At 72.1% G+C, this 15374-nt stretch carries 15 protein-coding genes and 1 pseudogene; 12 read left to right on the plus strand and 4 right to left on the minus strand.

Annotated elements, in window-relative coordinates; genetic code table 11:
* Positions 1–27 precede the first annotated feature (27 nt).
* The 3 genes from HUO13_RS35395 to HUO13_RS35410 all read left to right on the plus strand — a co-directional run bounded on the left by HUO13_RS35395 (position 28) and on the right by HUO13_RS35410 (position 3203).
* Positions 28–1149 carry a 5-methyltetrahydropteroyltriglutamate--homocysteine S-methyltransferase gene (locus tag HUO13_RS35395; RefSeq protein WP_211899188.1) on the plus strand — a complete coding sequence of 374 codons (1122 nt, stop codon included), beginning with the start codon at positions 28–30 and terminating at the stop codon, positions 1147–1149.
* Between the two features lie 673 nt (positions 1150–1822).
* Positions 1823–2443 (plus strand): YigZ family protein, encoded by a 621-nt coding sequence (locus HUO13_RS35405; protein WP_211899190.1) that lies wholly within the window; start codon positions 1823–1825, stop codon positions 2441–2443.
* A 364-nt stretch (positions 2444–2807) separates the two neighbouring features.
* Positions 2808–3203, plus strand: coding sequence for a hypothetical protein (locus HUO13_RS35410; protein ID WP_211899191.1), 396 nt, complete (start codon positions 2808–2810; stop codon positions 3201–3203).
* A gap of 36 nt (positions 3204–3239) precedes the next feature.
* Here the strand turns inward: HUO13_RS35410 and HUO13_RS35415 are convergent, their stop codons facing one another.
* Positions 3240–3839, minus strand: coding sequence for a TetR/AcrR family transcriptional regulator (locus HUO13_RS35415; protein ID WP_211899192.1), 600 nt, complete (start codon positions 3837–3839; stop codon positions 3240–3242).
* Positions 3840–4047: 208 nt separating this feature from the next.
* On the opposite strand from HUO13_RS35415, the pseudogene HUO13_RS35420 reads away from it, so the two are divergent.
* Positions 4048–5135: pseudogene (locus HUO13_RS35420) on the plus strand (DUF418 domain-containing protein).
* A 43-nt stretch (positions 5136–5178) separates the two neighbouring features.
* On the opposite strand, the gene HUO13_RS35425 reads toward HUO13_RS35420, so the two are convergent.
* Complete coding sequence (locus HUO13_RS35425) at positions 5179–6006, minus strand: helix-turn-helix transcriptional regulator (protein ID WP_211899193.1); 828 nt, start codon at positions 6004–6006, stop codon at positions 5179–5181.
* Positions 6007–6125: 119 nt separating this feature from the next.
* Here HUO13_RS35425 and HUO13_RS35430 point away from each other — a divergent pair, with 119 nt between their 5' ends.
* From HUO13_RS35430 to HUO13_RS35450, 5 genes are read left to right on the plus strand one after another with little or no spacing between them, the layout of a single operon-like run.
* Positions 6126–6566 (plus strand): nuclear transport factor 2 family protein, encoded by a 441-nt coding sequence (locus HUO13_RS35430; protein ID WP_211899194.1) that lies wholly within the window; start codon positions 6126–6128, stop codon positions 6564–6566.
* Complete coding sequence (locus HUO13_RS35435; protein WP_211899195.1) at positions 6554–7363, plus strand: NmrA family NAD(P)-binding protein; 810 nt, start codon at positions 6554–6556, stop codon at positions 7361–7363. The genes HUO13_RS35430 and HUO13_RS35435 overlap by 13 nt, the downstream gene beginning before the upstream one ends.
* A gap of 52 nt (positions 7364–7415) precedes the next feature.
* Positions 7416–7910 (plus strand): alpha/beta fold hydrolase, encoded by a 495-nt coding sequence (locus HUO13_RS35440; RefSeq protein WP_211899196.1) that lies wholly within the window; start codon positions 7416–7418, stop codon positions 7908–7910.
* A 39-nt stretch (positions 7911–7949) separates the two neighbouring features.
* A complete protein-coding gene (locus HUO13_RS35445; RefSeq protein ID WP_211899197.1) occupies positions 7950–9491 on the plus strand; it encodes a sensor histidine kinase in 1542 nt (513 codons plus the stop codon).
* Positions 9492–9499: 8 nt separating this feature from the next.
* Entirely contained in the window at positions 9500–10153 is a 654-nt protein-coding gene (locus HUO13_RS35450; protein WP_211899198.1) for a response regulator, read from the plus strand.
* 8 nt (positions 10154–10161) lie between these two features.
* On the opposite strand, the gene HUO13_RS35455 is transcribed toward HUO13_RS35450, so the two are convergent.
* On the minus strand, positions 10162–10824 hold the full coding sequence (locus tag HUO13_RS35455) for a phosphatase PAP2 family protein (RefSeq protein WP_249124309.1): 663 nt from the start codon (positions 10822–10824) through the stop codon (positions 10162–10164).
* A gap of 156 nt (positions 10825–10980) precedes the next feature.
* Here HUO13_RS35455 and HUO13_RS35460 point away from each other — a divergent pair, with 156 nt between their 5' ends.
* The 3 genes from HUO13_RS35460 to HUO13_RS35470 all read left to right on the plus strand — a co-directional run bounded on the left by HUO13_RS35460 (position 10981) and on the right by HUO13_RS35470 (position 14792).
* Complete coding sequence (locus tag HUO13_RS35460; RefSeq protein ID WP_211899200.1) at positions 10981–12156, plus strand: glycoside hydrolase family 27 protein; 1176 nt, start codon at positions 10981–10983, stop codon at positions 12154–12156.
* A 17-nt stretch (positions 12157–12173) separates the two neighbouring features.
* Positions 12174–14126, plus strand: coding sequence for a beta-N-acetylglucosaminidase domain-containing protein (locus HUO13_RS35465; protein WP_211899201.1), 1953 nt, complete (start codon positions 12174–12176; stop codon positions 14124–14126).
* Positions 14127–14222: 96 nt separating this feature from the next.
* Entirely contained in the window at positions 14223–14792 is a 570-nt protein-coding gene (locus tag HUO13_RS35470) for a chorismate mutase (protein ID WP_211899202.1), read from the plus strand.
* Between the two features lie 42 nt (positions 14793–14834).
* Here HUO13_RS35470 and HUO13_RS35475 read toward each other — a convergent pair whose 3' ends face one another.
* Positions 14835–15269: a VOC family protein gene (locus tag HUO13_RS35475; protein WP_211899203.1), complete on the minus strand. Its 435-nt coding sequence runs from the start codon at positions 15267–15269 to the stop codon at positions 14835–14837.
* Positions 15270–15374 lie beyond the last annotated feature (105 nt).

Consider the following 15374-nt stretch of genomic DNA (forward strand, 5'->3'; position numbering starts at 1 on the left):
GCGCCGTCGGCTAACTACGTTCGGGCCATGAGCACTCGCGTCTCCCCGCCCTTCCGCGCGGACCACGTCGGCAGTCTCCTCCGCCCCCAGCGACTGCTCGCGGCCAGGGAGGAACACGCCGCGGGCCGCATCAGAGCCGACGAGCTGCGCGCGGTGGAGGACGAGGCGATCACCGAGGTGGTCGCGATGCAGGAGGAGGCCGGGCTCTCCAGCGCCACCGACGGCGAGTTCCGCCGCTCCTCGTGGCACATGGACTTCCTGTACCAGCTCGAAGGCGTCAGCAAGGTCACCGACTCCGAGCTCACCGTCCGGTTCCACAACGCCGACGGCGACATCGAGTTCGCCACCCCGGACATGCGCGTCGACGGCCGGATCAGCCTCGCCGAGCCGATCTTCGCCGACGCCTTCCGCTTCCTGGCCGACAAGGCGGGCCGGGCCACCCCGAAGCTGACCATCCCGTCGCCGGGGATGCTGCACTACCGCGGCGGCCGCGCGGCGATCGACGAGTCGGTGTACCCGGACCTGGAGCAGTTCCGCGCCGACCTCGCCGCCGCCTACCGCGCCGAGATCCGGGCGCTGGCCGACATCGGCTGCCACTACCTCCAGCTCGACGACACGAGCCTGGCCTACCTCAACGACCCGGCGCAGCGGGAGCAGCTGGCGGCCAGGGGCGACGACGCCGAGCACGAGCACGAGCGCACCATCGACCTGATCAACGCCGCGCTGCGGGACCGCCCCGACACGCTGTCGGTGACCACGCACATGTGCCGCGGCAACTACCGCTCGTCGTGGGTGGCCGAGGGCGGCTACGACTTCGTCGCCGAGGCGCTGTTCTCCCGGCTGGACGTGGACGGGTTCTTCCTGGAGTTCGACGACGCCCGCTCCGGCGGGTTCGAGCCGCTGCGGTTCGTGCCCAAGGGCAAGGTCGTGGTGTTGGGCCTGGTCACCACCAAGCGCGGCGAGCTGGAGTCCAAGGACGAGCTGAAGCGGCGCATCGACGAAGCGGCCCGGTACGTCGACCCGGACCAGCTCTGCCTGTCCCCGCAGTGCGGCTTCGCCTCCACGCAGGAGGGGAACGCGCTCACCTACGACGAGCAGATGGCCAAGTTGCGGCTCGTCGCCGAGACGGCCGCCGAGGTGTGGGGCTGACGGCCCCGCCCGCGTCGGCAGGCGAGCGGTCGTCGACCGCGAACGGCCCCGAACGCCGGCCCGGGCAGCGCCCGGCCGTGGTTCGCAGACGTCCGGCTCAGGCGGCTGGTTCGAGGAACCTGCCCGCGATCAGCCCAGGTTCCTCGTCGCCGTCGAAGCGGACCCAGAGCACCGGGCCGTCGAAGACGTCGGGCAGCCCGGTGGCGGCCTCCACCACCGTTCCCGTCTGATCACGAAACCGGCCGAACGAAGCACGCACTCGCGTGCCGGGTTCAAACGGACTCGATGACTGCTCCATGAGGGGGGACGTTACGTGTCTTGGCGGCGATTCGGGAAACCGCGTCCGAGTGATCCTCGAATTGACGCGTTGACCTGCTGTTTCAAGCCCTCCGAAGGGCCGGATTAGCTCGTTGGTGTGATGTAAGTCATCGTGAGTGACATCACCCAGAGTGACCGGAAATCCGGCAAATGGGAGCAGAGGCCGCCGGATGCCGCCCGAGGGCCCCGAATCCAGCGCCCCAGGCACGCCGGGAACCGCCGGTAGGATGAGCCGGGTGTCCGCCCACAGCCCCGACCGGTGTTCCCGGCCGAACCACCGGCACGCGCTGACCGGAGGCACCGCAGCCCGGCCCTGGCGGCCGGCCCCGCGACCCTCCTCGTCCGGGTCTTGACCATGCGCACGATCAGGCAGGCCGGCGAGTTCGAGCTCGAGGTGAAGAAGTCCCGCTTCCTGTGCGCTCTCGCGCGCGTGACCAGCGAATCCGAGGCTCGCGAGTTCGTGCAGTCCCGTCGCAAGCTCCACCACGACGCCCGGCACCACTGCTCGGCCTTCGTGCTGGGCGACCTGGGCGAGATCCAGAAGTCCAGCGACGACGGCGAGCCGGCCGGCACGGCGGGCGTGCCGATGCTGGAAGTGCTGCGCCGCAACGAGCTCACAAACACCGCCGCCGTCGTCACCCGCTACTTCGGCGGCGTCCTGCTGGGCGCGGGCGGCCTGGTCCGCGCCTACGGCGGCGCGGTGTCGGCCGCGCTGGAGCACGTCGGGCTGCTCGAGCGCCGTCCGGTGCGGATCGTGTCCACGACGGTGGACCACCCGCAGGCCGGGAAGCTGGAGAACGACCTGCGTTCGGCGGGCCACCGGATCACCGGCGTCGAGTACGGCGAGCGGGTCCGCATCGACATCGGCGTGGGCGAGTCGTCGGTGGCGGAGTTCGAGGCATGGCTCGCCGAGGCGACGGGCGGCTCCGCGTCGATGGTCCTCGGAGACCTGACCCACGCCGAGGTAGAGACCTGAGGCGACTGTCCATCCACATTGGACGCTCTCAAGCGGTGATCCCGTGTGGATCGAAAAAGCCCTTGTGATTTCACCCCTTCGGCCGTCGTGGCAGGCATCTTTACCGCCGAACAGCCCAGAGCGCGCTGTGGGTATGACCACTGGCCGAATAGGCCGGTTATCGACTTTCCGTAACCGCGTGTTCCGCTAACGTCACGGTCCGTTGTGTTCACCTTCGACGCCTGGGAGGGCGTGCGTGAAGGCGTTGGCCAGGCGACGTCCGAGTCCGGCGGCAGCCGAGCGCGGCGGGGGAACCCGCCCGCGGAACCGCCCGCACTGAGAGGTCGGAATGCGAAATCCCACGGGGTATCCCGAGGAAACCCCGGTGACGCGCGAGGTCACGGTCTTCCGCGAACGTCCCGGCACCGGCCTGTGCGAGAGCCTGATCGCCCAGGCCAGGTGGTGGGTCCAGGGCCGCAGCGTCTACCTGGAGGTCGAGCTGCCCCCGCACACCTACCGCAGCAGCGGCACCAGCCTGTTCTACGCGATGCTCGACCTGCGGCAGAGCCGGCTGGAGCCCGAGGGACTGCTGCTGCTCACCGAGGGCTGCCGCTGCGACGTGTGGGCGCTGAGCACGCCCGAGCAGGACTTCCCCGGCACGCGCGGGATCGTCCTCGGCACCGAGACCACCGTCGACCTGCTCGCCACCGTCGGCGAGCGGTACGTGCCGCGCGTCGGCCGGGTCGGCGACCAGCTCGGGTTCAGCACCGGCGAACTCTGATCCCCGGGCGGCGGCGCCCCGCGGCGCCACGTCCGGTCACGACCGGAAGATGCGGTCGAGGTGGTAGTCGATCACCGCGATCGCCTCGTCGCCGCTGCGCCTGCCGAGCAGGACACCCGCCGCCAGCCCGTCCGGGACGGCCAGCAGCAGCTCCGCCTCGCGCTCCGGATCGACGCCGGGAACCAGCAGGCCGTCGCCCCGCGCCGCGCGCAGCTGATCGGTGAACAAGCCCACCACCTTCGGCCATTCCGCGTTGTAGACCTCGGCCATCTCCGGCTGGTTGAGCGCCCGGAGCATGAACGCGATGCTGACCAGCAGCGCCGAACGCCCTTCCGGCGAGACCGGCAGCATCTCGATCATGACGGTCCGCACGACCTCCCGCGGTGTCGGTGCGATGTCGGCGCGCGCCAGGTGCTCGCGGACCCGTTCGGAGACCTTGCCGTTGGCGTGGGTCGTGGCGAACAGCAGCATCTGCTCCTTGGTCCCGAAGTAGTGCTGCACCGCGCCCATCGACACGCCCGCCTCCGCCGCGACGTCGCGCAGGCTCACGCCCTCCAGGCCCTCGCGGCTCGCGATGCGGATCAGCGCGTCGGCGATCTGCTCCCGACGCGCCGCGTGGTCCACCCGTTTCGGCACGACACCCCTTTCCCATGCAATCGCATTGCAAAAACACCGGCCGACTGGTTACGATGCAAACGCATTGTAACCGTGCGTAGCCAGCGCGGCGAGCTGCACCACAACCACCACTGGGGAATCCATGACCACCGCATACGCCCAGCCGACGACGCGGAGCACGTCCGGCGGTCGCATCAGCGCTCTCGACGTCGTACGCGGCGTGGCCATCATGGGCACGCTCGGCACCAACATCTGGATCTTCACCGACCCGCAGGGTCCGGCCGGGTTGCTGTCCGCCGCCGACACCGGCACCTTCGCCGCCAACGTGGAGGCGTTCCTGCGCTACCTCGCCAACGGCAAGTTCCTGGCGCTGCTCACGCTGATGTTCGGCGTCGGCCTGGAGCTGCAGTACCGCTCGGCGCGGCGGCGCGGGCAGCGCTGGCCCGGCTGGTACCTGTGGCGCGCGGCGCTGCTGTTCACCGAGGGCCTGCTGCACTTCGTGCTGATCTTCGGTTCGACGTCCTGATGAGCTACGCCGTGACGTCGATGCTGGTCGCCTACCTGATCGGCCGCAGCGACCGCGCGGTCCGGTGGTGGATGATCGTGATGGCCTCGATCCACGTGGCGTTCATCAGCTGGGTCACCCTCGGCCTGATGGCCGGCGTCGTCTCCCTCGACTCCGGCGGCGGCAGCACGCTGTTCGCCGACGGCAGCTGGCCGGAGCAGATCGCCGCTCGGCTGGACGGGCTGTTCGCCTACCGGCTGGAGGCGATCTTCATCATCCCGATGTCCACCGTGCTGTTCCTGCTCGGCGCACGGCTGATGCGAGCGGGTGTGTTCGGTGACGACCAGCGGGGCAGGCGGCTGCGCGCGAAGCTGATGATCATCGGGTTCGGCGTCGGCGCACCGCTGAACCTGCTGACGGCGTTCGGCGGGGAGCAGTGGTTCATGGTGGACCGCTACGTCCTGCCGCCGGTCGTGGCGCTGGGCCTGCTCGGACTCGTCACGTCCGCGGTGTACGCCATGCGGTCGGCGCCGGGCTTGCTGCGCCGGGGCCTGACCTCGGTGGGCCGCACCGCGTTGTCCTGCTACGTCTTCCAGAACCTGGTCGCCGCGATCCTTTGCTACGGCTGGGGATTCGGGCTCGCGTCCGAGCTCGACGCGGCGCGGCCGTGGTGGGTGATCGGGGCGTGGGCGGGCATCTGCCTGTCGTTCATGGTGCTGTCCTCGCTCTGGCTGCGGCGCTTCGAGCGCGGGCCGCTGGAGCTGGTCTGGAACTGGGCCTACCGGGCGCCGCAACGCGGAGCGCGCGCCTGACCGACCGGGGGTGTGAGCGGTGGCGCCTGCCCGGCGCCACCGCTCACGTGTTCCGCAGCGCGTGCAGTTGCAGGCGCAGCAGCTTGTCGTGGGCGACGCTGCCGGGTTCGGCGCTGAAGGTCACCAGGCGCTGGTCGGTGCCCGGAACGTGCAGCGTCTGGCAGTCCAGGTCCAGGGCGCCCAGTTCCGGGTGGTTGATGCGCTTGCGCAGCGTCTGCGGGCCACGCACGTCGTGCGCGTGCCAGTTCGCCGCGAACTCCGCGCTCACCGCCGAGCAGTGCCTGACCAGCTCGGCGATCCCGGAATCGGACGGGTAGCGGACCGCCGCCTGCCGCAGGTCCGCCGCGGCCTGCCGGAGGAAACCGTCGGCGCTGCCCCGGCACCACTGCTCGCCGAAGCGGACCGACAGCCGCAGCAGGTTCCGCTCGGCCACCGGCAGCGCCGCGAAGTCGGTGAGCAGCTCGGCGGCCATCGCGTTCCAGGCGAGCACGTCGTGCCGGGCGTTGAGCACGTAGGCGGGCACCGCGCCGACCCGGTCCAGCAGCATGCGGACGCCTTCGGGCACCTCGGCGGCGGGCCGCTCGCGCGACGGCGGGGTCTGCCCGGCCAGCCGCGCGAGGTGCGCGCTCTCGTCGTCGCCGAGCCGCAGCGCCCGCGCCAGCGCGGCCACGACCTGCGGAGACGGCCGCGGCGCGCGGGCCTGCTCCAGGCGTTCGTAGTAGTTCGCCGACACCCCGGCGCGCCAGGCGACCTCCTCGCGCCGGAGTCCCGGGGTGCGGCGGCGGCCGGTCCCCGCGGGCAGCCCCACCTCGGCGGGCCGCAGCGACTCGCGGCGGTTGCGCAGGAACTGCGCGAGCTCGTGCCTGTCCACGGCCCCAGCCTGCCACCACCCGCACCAGCCATCCACGGATTGGCGGTCCGGGGCTTCGACGGCCGTTCCCGCGAGCGGCCGAGGCGACGAGGCTTGCAGCAGACAAGAGGAGGTTCGGCTTGCCCACGAAGGTTTTCGACGAGGCGCTGCGACTGCTGCTGGAGAAGGACATGCGCGCCTTCACCGAGCTGTTCGCCGCGGACTGCGTGCTGGAGTTCCCGTTCGCCGAGGCGGGTTCTCCGACGCGCCTGGACAGCCGGGAGGCGTTGTGGGAGTACCTGCACGACTACCCGGACCGCATGGACATCCGCGAGTTCCCCGCCGTGGAGGTGCACCGCACGCTCGACCCCGACACGATCATCGCGGAGTTCACCGCGCACGGCCGCACCGTCAGCACCGGCGGCGAGTACGAGATGCGCTACATCGCCGTGATCACCGTGCGGGACGGGTTGATCACCCGGTACCGCGACTACTGGAGTCCTGTCATGGCCGCGCGGGCCGCCGGTGAGCTGCCCGCGCTGGTTTCGGCGCTACGGGAGGAGCCGTCGTGCGCATCCTGATCACCGGTGGGACCGGCAACACCGGCCGCCCGCTGGCGGCGGCGCTGCGCGCGCGGGGCGCGGACATCAGGGTCGCGAGCAGGCATCCGCGGAGCGCCGCCGACCACGTCCGGTTCGACTGGGCGGATCCGGCCACGCACGGCCCTGCGCTCGAAGGCGTCGAGGTCGCCTACCTGGTGCCGCCGCTGGCCACGCTCGAACCGATGCCGCTGGTCGAGCCGTTCCTGGCGGCTGCTTCCGGGGTTCGCCGGGTGGTGCTGCTCGGGTCGCTGGCGGTGCTGCCCGGCGCCCCGGGCATCGTCGAGCTGGAGCGGGCGGTCCAGCGGATGCCGGAGTCGTCGATCCTGCGGCCGTCGGGGTTCATGCAGAACTTCCTGGGCGCGCACCCGGTGGCGACCGGCATCCGCGAACGCGGCGAGATCGTCAGCGCGAGCGGCCCGGGCAGGCTCGGCTGGATCGACGCCGAGGACATCGCGGCGGTCGCCGCCGAGGTGCTCACCGGCCCGGCCCCGGCTCGCGAGCACACCCTGACCGGGCCGGAGACGCTGAGCTACTCCGCCGCCGCGGCGATCATCACCGAGGTCACCGGGCGTCCGGTCCGCTACACCGAGGTGAGCGTGGACGAACAGACCCGACGTCTGTCCGCGTTCTTGCCGCAGCCGTACTCGCGGGCACTGGCCGCCGTCGACGCCGACATCCGCAGGGGCTCGGAGGACCGCACGACGTCGGTCGTCGAGGATCTCACGGGGCGTCCACCGCGCTCGTTCCGCGACTTCGTCGCAGCGCACATGGCTTGAGCAAGCGCGAAAACGAGTGGATGGGCACCGGTACCGCTGGTTTGCCGGCCGCGTGACGACCATCGAGCAGACCGTGCACGACGGACCGGTGCCCGTCCACGTGAGCGACCACGGCGGTGACGGCCGGGCGGTCGTGCTGTTGCACGGAGGCGGGCATTCCGGCTCCCACTGGGACGAGCTCGCCTCCCGGCTGCGGGCCTTCGGCCACCGACCGGTCGCCCTGGACCTGCGCGGCCACGGCTCGACCCCGGCCGCCGGGCCGTCGACGACGGCGGCCACGTCGCAGACGGCTTCCTCCCACGACCACGGCCGCGTGCGCTGCCCGCTCGTGATCACCAGGTCGACCCGCTCCGCGGCGGAGATCCTGCCCGCCGCGAACCGCGACGCCTGGCGGGCTTTCGAGCGGTGGACGCGCGAGCAGCTGGTCGCCGCGTCGGAGGCCAACCCCGCGGTGGAGGTGGTCGAGACGCCGACCGGACACGACGCGCACCGGGAGCGTCCGGAGCTGGTGACGGCGCTGATCCGCGAACGCCTGCCCGTCCGCTGAGCCGCCGCGCGGGCCCGGCGCTCGGCTAGCGTCTGCCGGGTGGGAGTCCTTCATTCGCCGAAGGTCCGGGATGCGCTGCTGTGGGCGGTGCTCGGGCTTCCGGTGTGGTGGGCGGTGGCCACCTCGCACACTGGCCGGTTCGCGTGGTGGGAGTGCGTCATCGGGCTCGCCGTCGTCGCGGGTGCCGTCGCCCTGCGCAGGCCGCGCCCGCTGTGGGCGGTGTTCGTGGCGTTGACGGCGTGGGCGCTGGCCACCGTGGCACGCTCCGCCCCGACCGAGGTCGGGCTCGTGGCGATGCTGCCGCTGGCCGTGGCCATGAGCTACTCCGCCGGGGTGCGGGTGGCCGAGCCGCGCCGGGCGGCCGCCGGGTTCGCCTGGACCACCGCCGGAGTGTCGGCCCTGGTGGCGGTCGCGACCCGGGACGACGGCGCGCTGCTCGTCGCCGTCATCGGCATCGCGTTCCTCGGCACGGTCCCGTGGCTGGTGGGCCGTCACCGCCGCCAGTACCGGGACCTGGTGCGGGCGGGCTGGGAACGCGCCGAGCAGCTCGAACGCGAGCAGCGGATCATCGCCGAGCAGGCGCGGCTGCGCGAGCGCACCCGCATCGCGGGCGACATGCACGACCTGCTCGGCCACGAGCTGAGCCTGGTCGCGCTGCGGATCGGCGGGCTGGAGGTCGCCCCGGACCTCGACGCCCGGCACCGGGAGGTCGCGGGCGAGGCCAGGGCCGCGGTGACCTCGGCGGCGCAGCGCCTGCGCGAGGTCGTCGAGATGCTCCGCGAGGAGCCGCCACCGCTCGCCCCGGGCGGGAGCGTGCGGGAGCTGGTGGAACGCGCCGAGGACTCCGGCATGCGGATCCGGCTGGCGGAGTCGGGGGAACCGCCGGACACGACGTCGATGCGGCAGCGCGCGGTGTGCCGGGTCGTGCAGGAGGCGCTGACCAACGCCGCCAAGCACGCGCCCGGCGCCGAGGTGTCGGTGCGCGTCGACCACGAGCCCGGCGAAACGAGCGTTCTCGTCGCGAACTCCGCCACGGGCGAGAGCACCGGCGGTGGCGGGTACGGGCTGGTCGCGCTGGCCGAGCGGGTGCGCCTGGCGGGCGGCGAGTTCCACGCGGGCGAACGGGGCGGCGAGTTCACCGTGCGGGCCCGGATTCCGCAGGAGGCGCAACCGATCGCACCCGCCTCGGAGGGTTCCGAGTCCGCCGCCCGGCTGGCCGCGGCGCGGCGGAAGGTGCGCAGCAGCCGCACCGTCGCGATCGCGGTCGCCACCGGCTGCGTGGTCGGGCTGGCGACCCTGGCCGGCGCCATCGCGGCGTACGACGCCGTGACGTCGGTGTTGTCCCCGGCCGACTACCAGCGGCTGCGGCCGGGGCAGTCGCGGGCCGACGTCGAGCCGTACCTGCCGTCGCGCACCCGGATCGACGATCCGCCGCGGAGCGACCCGCCGAGACCACCGGGTGCGGAGTGCCTGTACTACAGCACCCACCACAATCCTTTCGACGAGCGGCGGCTCGAGCTGTACCGGCTGTGCTTCCGGGCGGACGTGCTGGTCGGCAAGGACTTCATCGCCGGGAGGTAGGGATTTCGATGGTGCGGGTCGTGCTGGCCGACGACGAGGCGGTGATCCGCGCGGGCGTGCGGGCGATCCTGGCGTCGGCCCCGGAGATCGAGGTCGTCGCCGAGGCCGCCGACGGCCGGGCGGCCGTGGACCTGGTGCACCGGCACCGGCCCGACGTCGCCGTGCTCGACATCCGGATGCCGGTGCTGGACGGCCTGGCCGCCACCGAGCGGCTGCGCGGCACGGGTACCGCCGTGCTGATCATGACCACCTTCGACGAGGACGACTACATCACCCGCGCCCTGCACGGCGGGGCGAGCGGGTTCCTGCTCAAGACCGGTGACCCGCGCGAGCTGGTCCTGGGCGTGCGGGCCGCGGCCGAGGGCGGGGCGTACCTGTCCCCGCCGGTCGCCCGCAGGGTGATCCGCGACCTCGGCGGCCCGCGCCTTTCCCGCGAGGTCGCCGCGCGCAACCGGATCGAAGGGCTCAGCGAGCGGGAGCGGGAAGTGCTCGCCCTGGTCGGCGCCGGCCTCTCCAACGCCGAGATCGCGCGGCGCGTCCACGTCGTGGAGGGCACCGTGAAGGCCTACGTCAGCACGATCCTCAACCACCTCGGCTTCCGGAACCGCGTGCAGGCCGCGATCCTCGCCTACGAGGCCGGGCTCGTCGACGAGGACCGCTGACCCGCGCGTCAACGGGACGCGGTCGCCTGCCGCGAGCGCAGGGCGGCTCGGAACGCGCGGTGCGAGCGGATGCGGTGGGTCGCGGGCGTCAGCGGCCCGGTCAGCAGCATCACCGCGGTAGCGACCAGACCGCCGAGCAGGAAGCCCGCGACCACGTCGTGCGGGTAGTGCGCCCCGACGTACACCCGCGAGAAGCCCTCCAGCAGCGCGAGGAGGACCGCGACCACCGTCAGCCGCCGCCACGCGAAGGCCAGCGCCACGGCCGAAGCGGCGGCGATGGCGGAGTGGTTGCTCGGCAGCGACCAGTCGCCGGGCTCCGGGCACTCGGCGAGCGTCGTCGCGATGTCGCGCACCACGCGGCACGGGCGTTCCTGCTGCCACCACGTCTTGAGCAGCTCGCTGCCGAGGTAGCCCAGCGCGGTCGCGACCGGCGCCAGCAGCGCCGCGGTCAGCTGCCGGTCGCCGCCGGCTCTGGCCCGCCACCACGTCAGGACGAGCAGGCCCAGGAAGACCAGGATGATCGTCTCGGTGGCGATCGGTGCCGGCGCGCGGAGCCAGCCGGGCGCGTCGGCGGCCAGGTCGGTGACGGCGCGGTACCAGTGCGCGCTGATGTCCGGCACGTCCTCGATCTCGTTGACCGCCGGATGCGGATGCGAACTCTCGGTGAACACCCGGCCGAAGCTATGGATCAGGCACGGGTGGGCACCGCGCTCTTTCGGCACCACCCGCATTGACTTTCGTAAGTCGCCGCTCTGCCCCATCCGGAGGTGTACAGGTCTGGGCCAATGAGCCAAGGTGTTGATTCGCGTTCGAAACGGGGTGATTCTGTGCATCAACGGACACTGCTGGCCGGAACACTGCTCGCGACGGCACTCCTGCTCACCACTTCCGCGACCTCGGCCGCCGCCGCGCCCGAGGACCCGGCGGCCACGCCGCCGATGGGCTGGAACAGCTGGAACAAGTTCGCCTGCGACATCGACGAACGGCTGATCAGGGAGACCGCCGACGCGATGGTCGCGTCCGGCATGAAGGACGCCGGCTACACCTACGTCAACATCGACGACTGCTGGATGGCCCCGGAACGCGACGCCGAAGGGCGGTTGCAGGCCGACCCCCAGCGCTTCCCCTCCGGCATCAAGGCCCTCGCCGACCACGTGCACGCCAGGGGCCTGAAGCTCGGCATCTACTCGTCGGCGGGCACCAAGACGTGCCAGGGCCTGCCCGCCAGCCTCGACCACGAGGAGACCGACGCGCGGTCGTTCGCCGAGTGGGGCGTGGACTACCTCAAGTACGACAACTGCAACAACGAGGGCAGGCCCGCCGTCGAGCGCTACGCCAAGATGGGCGAGGCGCTGCGCGCGACCGGCCGCCAGATCGTCTACAGCATCTGCGAGTGGGGCGAGAACGACCCGTGGAACTGGGGCCGCGACGTCGGCGGCCACCTCTGGCGCACGACCGGCGACATCAGCGACTCGTGGTCCAGCATGACGAGCCTGCTGGACCAGCAGGTCGGCATCGAGCAGCACTCCGGGCCCGGCGGCTGGAACGACCCGGACATGCTCGAGGTCGGCAACGGCGGCATGACCGACACCGAGTACCGAGCGCACTTCTCGCTGTGGGCGCTGCTGAACGCCCCGCTGCTGGCGGGCAACGACCTGCGGTCGATGGACGAGCCCACCGCCGGCATCCTGCTCAACCCCGAGCTCATCGCGATCAACCAGGACTGGGGCGGCAAGCAGGGTTACCGGGTCCGCGACGACGGCGAGACCGAGGTGTGGGCCAAGCCCGTGTCGGACGGTTCGGTCGCGGTCGTGCTGTTCAACCGCAGCGGCCAGGAGCAGCGGATCGGCGCCACCGCCGAGGAGGTCGGCCTGCCCGGCGCCGGCGCATACCGGGTGCGCGACCTGTGGACCGGTGGGGAGAGCCAGAGCGACGGCGAGCTGGGCGCGTCGGTCCCGTCGCACGGAGCCGTGGCGTACCGCGTGTGGCCGGGCGAAGCCTGATGCGCAGAGGAGGAGCCGTGACCAGAGCGCACACCCGCGTTCTCAGCCTCGCCGGAGCCGTGCTGCTCGCGGCGGCGACCGCGGCCGGAGCCGCGTCGGCCGCCGCGCCGGAGTCGCCCCCGCCGCAGGCGGCACCGGACCGCGTGCCGCAGGTGACGCCGCAGCCACAGCAGATCAGACCGCTCGGCACCGATGTCGCCGTGCCCGGTCGCGTCACCGTCGTGGTGGACCGCGAGGTCGACCAGCCGACGCGCGACCTGCTGGCCGGGACCCTCCGGGCCGCGGGCGCACAACAGGTGGACGTGGTCGAGGCGGGCGGTCCCGCACCGGGCGGGCTGACCGTCCGGGTCGGGGCGCTGACCACCGAGGACGTCGCCAGGGGCCTGCGCGACGCCGGTGTCGAGGTTCCGCCGGACCTGCCCGCCGAGGGCTACGCCCTGGCCGCCGCCGGACGCACCGTCGTGCTCGGCGGCGTGGACGGCGATGGCGTCTTCTACGCGGCCAAGACCCTGAGCCAGTTGGCGCGTCCCGGTTCCATCGCGGGCACCGCCGTCGTCGATCGCCCGCTGATGCCGCTGCGGGGCGCGATCGAAGGCTTCTACGGCAGCCCCTGGACCCACCGGGAACGGCTGGACCAGCTCGCGTTCTACAGCGACCTGAAGCTCAACACCTACGTCTACGCCCCCAAGGACGACCCGTACCACCGCGAGAAGTGGCGCGAGCCGTACCCGCGGGACAAGCTCGCCGAGCTGGACGAACTGGTCGACCAGGGCTCGCGCGGCCACGTCCGGTTCACCTTCGCGCTCTCGCCGGGACTGTCCATCTGCTACAGCAGCGAGGACGACTGGAAGGCGCTCACCGCCAAGCTCCAGGCGATGTACGACCTCGGCGTGCGCGCGTTCTCGCTGCCGCTGGACGACATCGACTACACGAAGTGGAACTGCGCGGGCGACGAGCAGAAGTACGGGGCGCCGTCGCAGCAGAGCGCGGGACAGGCCCAGGTGGACCTGCTGAACCGGCTGCAGAAGGAGTTCGTCGACACCCACGAGGGCGCCAAGCCGTTGCAGACGGTGCCCACGGAGTACTCCGACACCGAGGACAGCCCGTACAAGCGCACCATCCGCGAGCAGCTCGACGAGCGCGTCGAGATGATGTGGACCGGCGTCGGGGTGATCCCGGTGGAGATCACCGTGGAGCAGGCGCGACAGGCCGCTCGGGTGTGGGGCCGGAAGGTCTTCGTCTGGGACAACTACCCGGTCAACGACTTCGACGCCACCGAGGGCAGGTTGCTGCTCGCCCCGTACGCCGAGCGCGAGCCGGGCCTGCACGGCCAGCTCTCCGGGATCGTGCTCAACCCGATGAACCAGGCTTCGGCGAGCAAGGTCGCCGAGTTCGGAGCCGCCGACTTCACCTGGAACGACACCGCCTACGACCATCTCCGCGCCTGGCGCGAGTCGGCTCGGCACCTCGCCGGAGGCGACGGCCCGACGGCGGAGGCTTTGCTGACGTTCTTCGACCTGGAGCACCTGGCCCCGACCGGCGACGGCGTCGCATGGCAGCCGCAGGCACCGGAGCTCGCGCGGCGGCTGGACGAGTTCCGGGCCGCGTGGGAGGCGGGCGACAAGGCCGGGGCGCTGGCCGCGCTGCGGCCCTACGCGTCGCTGATCGCCAACGCTCCGGAGCGGATCAGGTCGGGCGTGGCCGACGAGGCGTTCGCGTCCGACGCCGCGCCCTGGCTGGACGCGACCGACCTGCTCGGCGACGCGCTGGTGCTCACCGCGGACGGGCTGAAGGCCCGGGTCGACGGGAACGAGCAGGACGCCCGGGCGAAGTTCGCCGAAGCCGCGCAGCTCCAGCGCCGGGCCGGGGAGATCCACACCGTTCCGGGCGAGACGCGCCCGCAGGGCCCGGTCCGGGTCGGCGACGGCGTGCTCGACGTCTTCCTCCGGGAGGCACCGGAACTGCGCTGAATCGGGGCGGGTTCCGTTTGTTCACAGGCATGTGGAGGACGGGGCCCGCCCGCTACCGTCGACGGCGACACCGTTCTCGCCACGAGAGGTCACGCCGTGCGAATCCGTTCACTCCTGCTCACCGCCGCCGCCGTCGCCGCCCTGACCGGCGGTACGGCGGCGGCGTCACCGGCCACCGACGACTCCCTGGTCCCGCTGGTCGAGACCGCCGCGGACCGGGTCGCCACCGCCGACCAGGTCGCCGCCGCGAAGTGGGGAACCGACCAGCCGATCGACGACCCCGCCCGCGAGCAGCAGGTGCTCGACGCGATGTCGGCCAAGGCCACCGGGATGGGCATCGACCCCGAGGTCGTCAAGCGGATCTTCCGCGACCAGATCGAGGCGAACAAGCTCGTGCAGCACGGCCTGCACGCGTACTGGGCGGCCAACCCCGCCGCACAGCCCACCGAGCGGCCCGACCTCGGCGAGATCCGGCCGGTCATCGACCGCCTGAACAACGAGCTGCTGGAGGACATCCGCGACTCGGCCCCGCTGCGCGAGCACCCGTCCTGCGGCCCCCGGCTCGCCGGGGCCTTCCTGGCCGTCGGACACGAGATGCGGCTCGACGCCCTGCACGGCACCGCCGTCGGACGCGCCCTGCCCTCGGTGTGCGAAGCGCACCGGTGAGAGCTTGCGGAGGCCGCAGAACGAGGACACGCTCGCGGCCCCTCAGTCGAGGCAGAACTCGTTGCCCTCGATGTCCTGCATCACGATGCACGACTCGTTGACGCCATCGGCACGCAGCAGTCGCACGCGTACCGCGCCGAGCGCGGCCAGTCGTGTGCACTCGGCCTCGAGTGTGGCTAGGCGCTCTTCACCCACGAGCCCGGTGCCGGCGCGCACGCAGAGGTGCAGCCGGTTCTTGACGACCTTGCCTTCGGGAACGCGCTGGAAGTACAGCCGCGGGCCCACACCTGAGGGATCAACGCAGGCGAACGCCGAACCCTGACGCTCAGGCGGCAGCGAGCGATCGAAATCGTCCCAAGTGGCAAACCCCTCCGGTGGCGGGGGCACGACGTACCCCAGCACCTCGCACCAGAAACGAGCGACGCGCTCGGGTTCCGCGCAGTCGAAGGTGACTTGGAACTGCTTGATCGACGCCATCGATCCACCATAGTGGCGCGCGCTGCTCTCTGGCGACATATCGTTCGAGCAGGCGGATTCTCATGGCCGGTGCCGGACTTCACCCCGTGCGCACCGAACCGAGGC

The organism is Saccharopolyspora erythraea, assembly GCF_018141105.1.
Taxonomy (GTDB): Bacteria; Actinomycetota; Actinomycetes; order Mycobacteriales; family Pseudonocardiaceae; genus Saccharopolyspora_D; species Saccharopolyspora_D erythraea_A.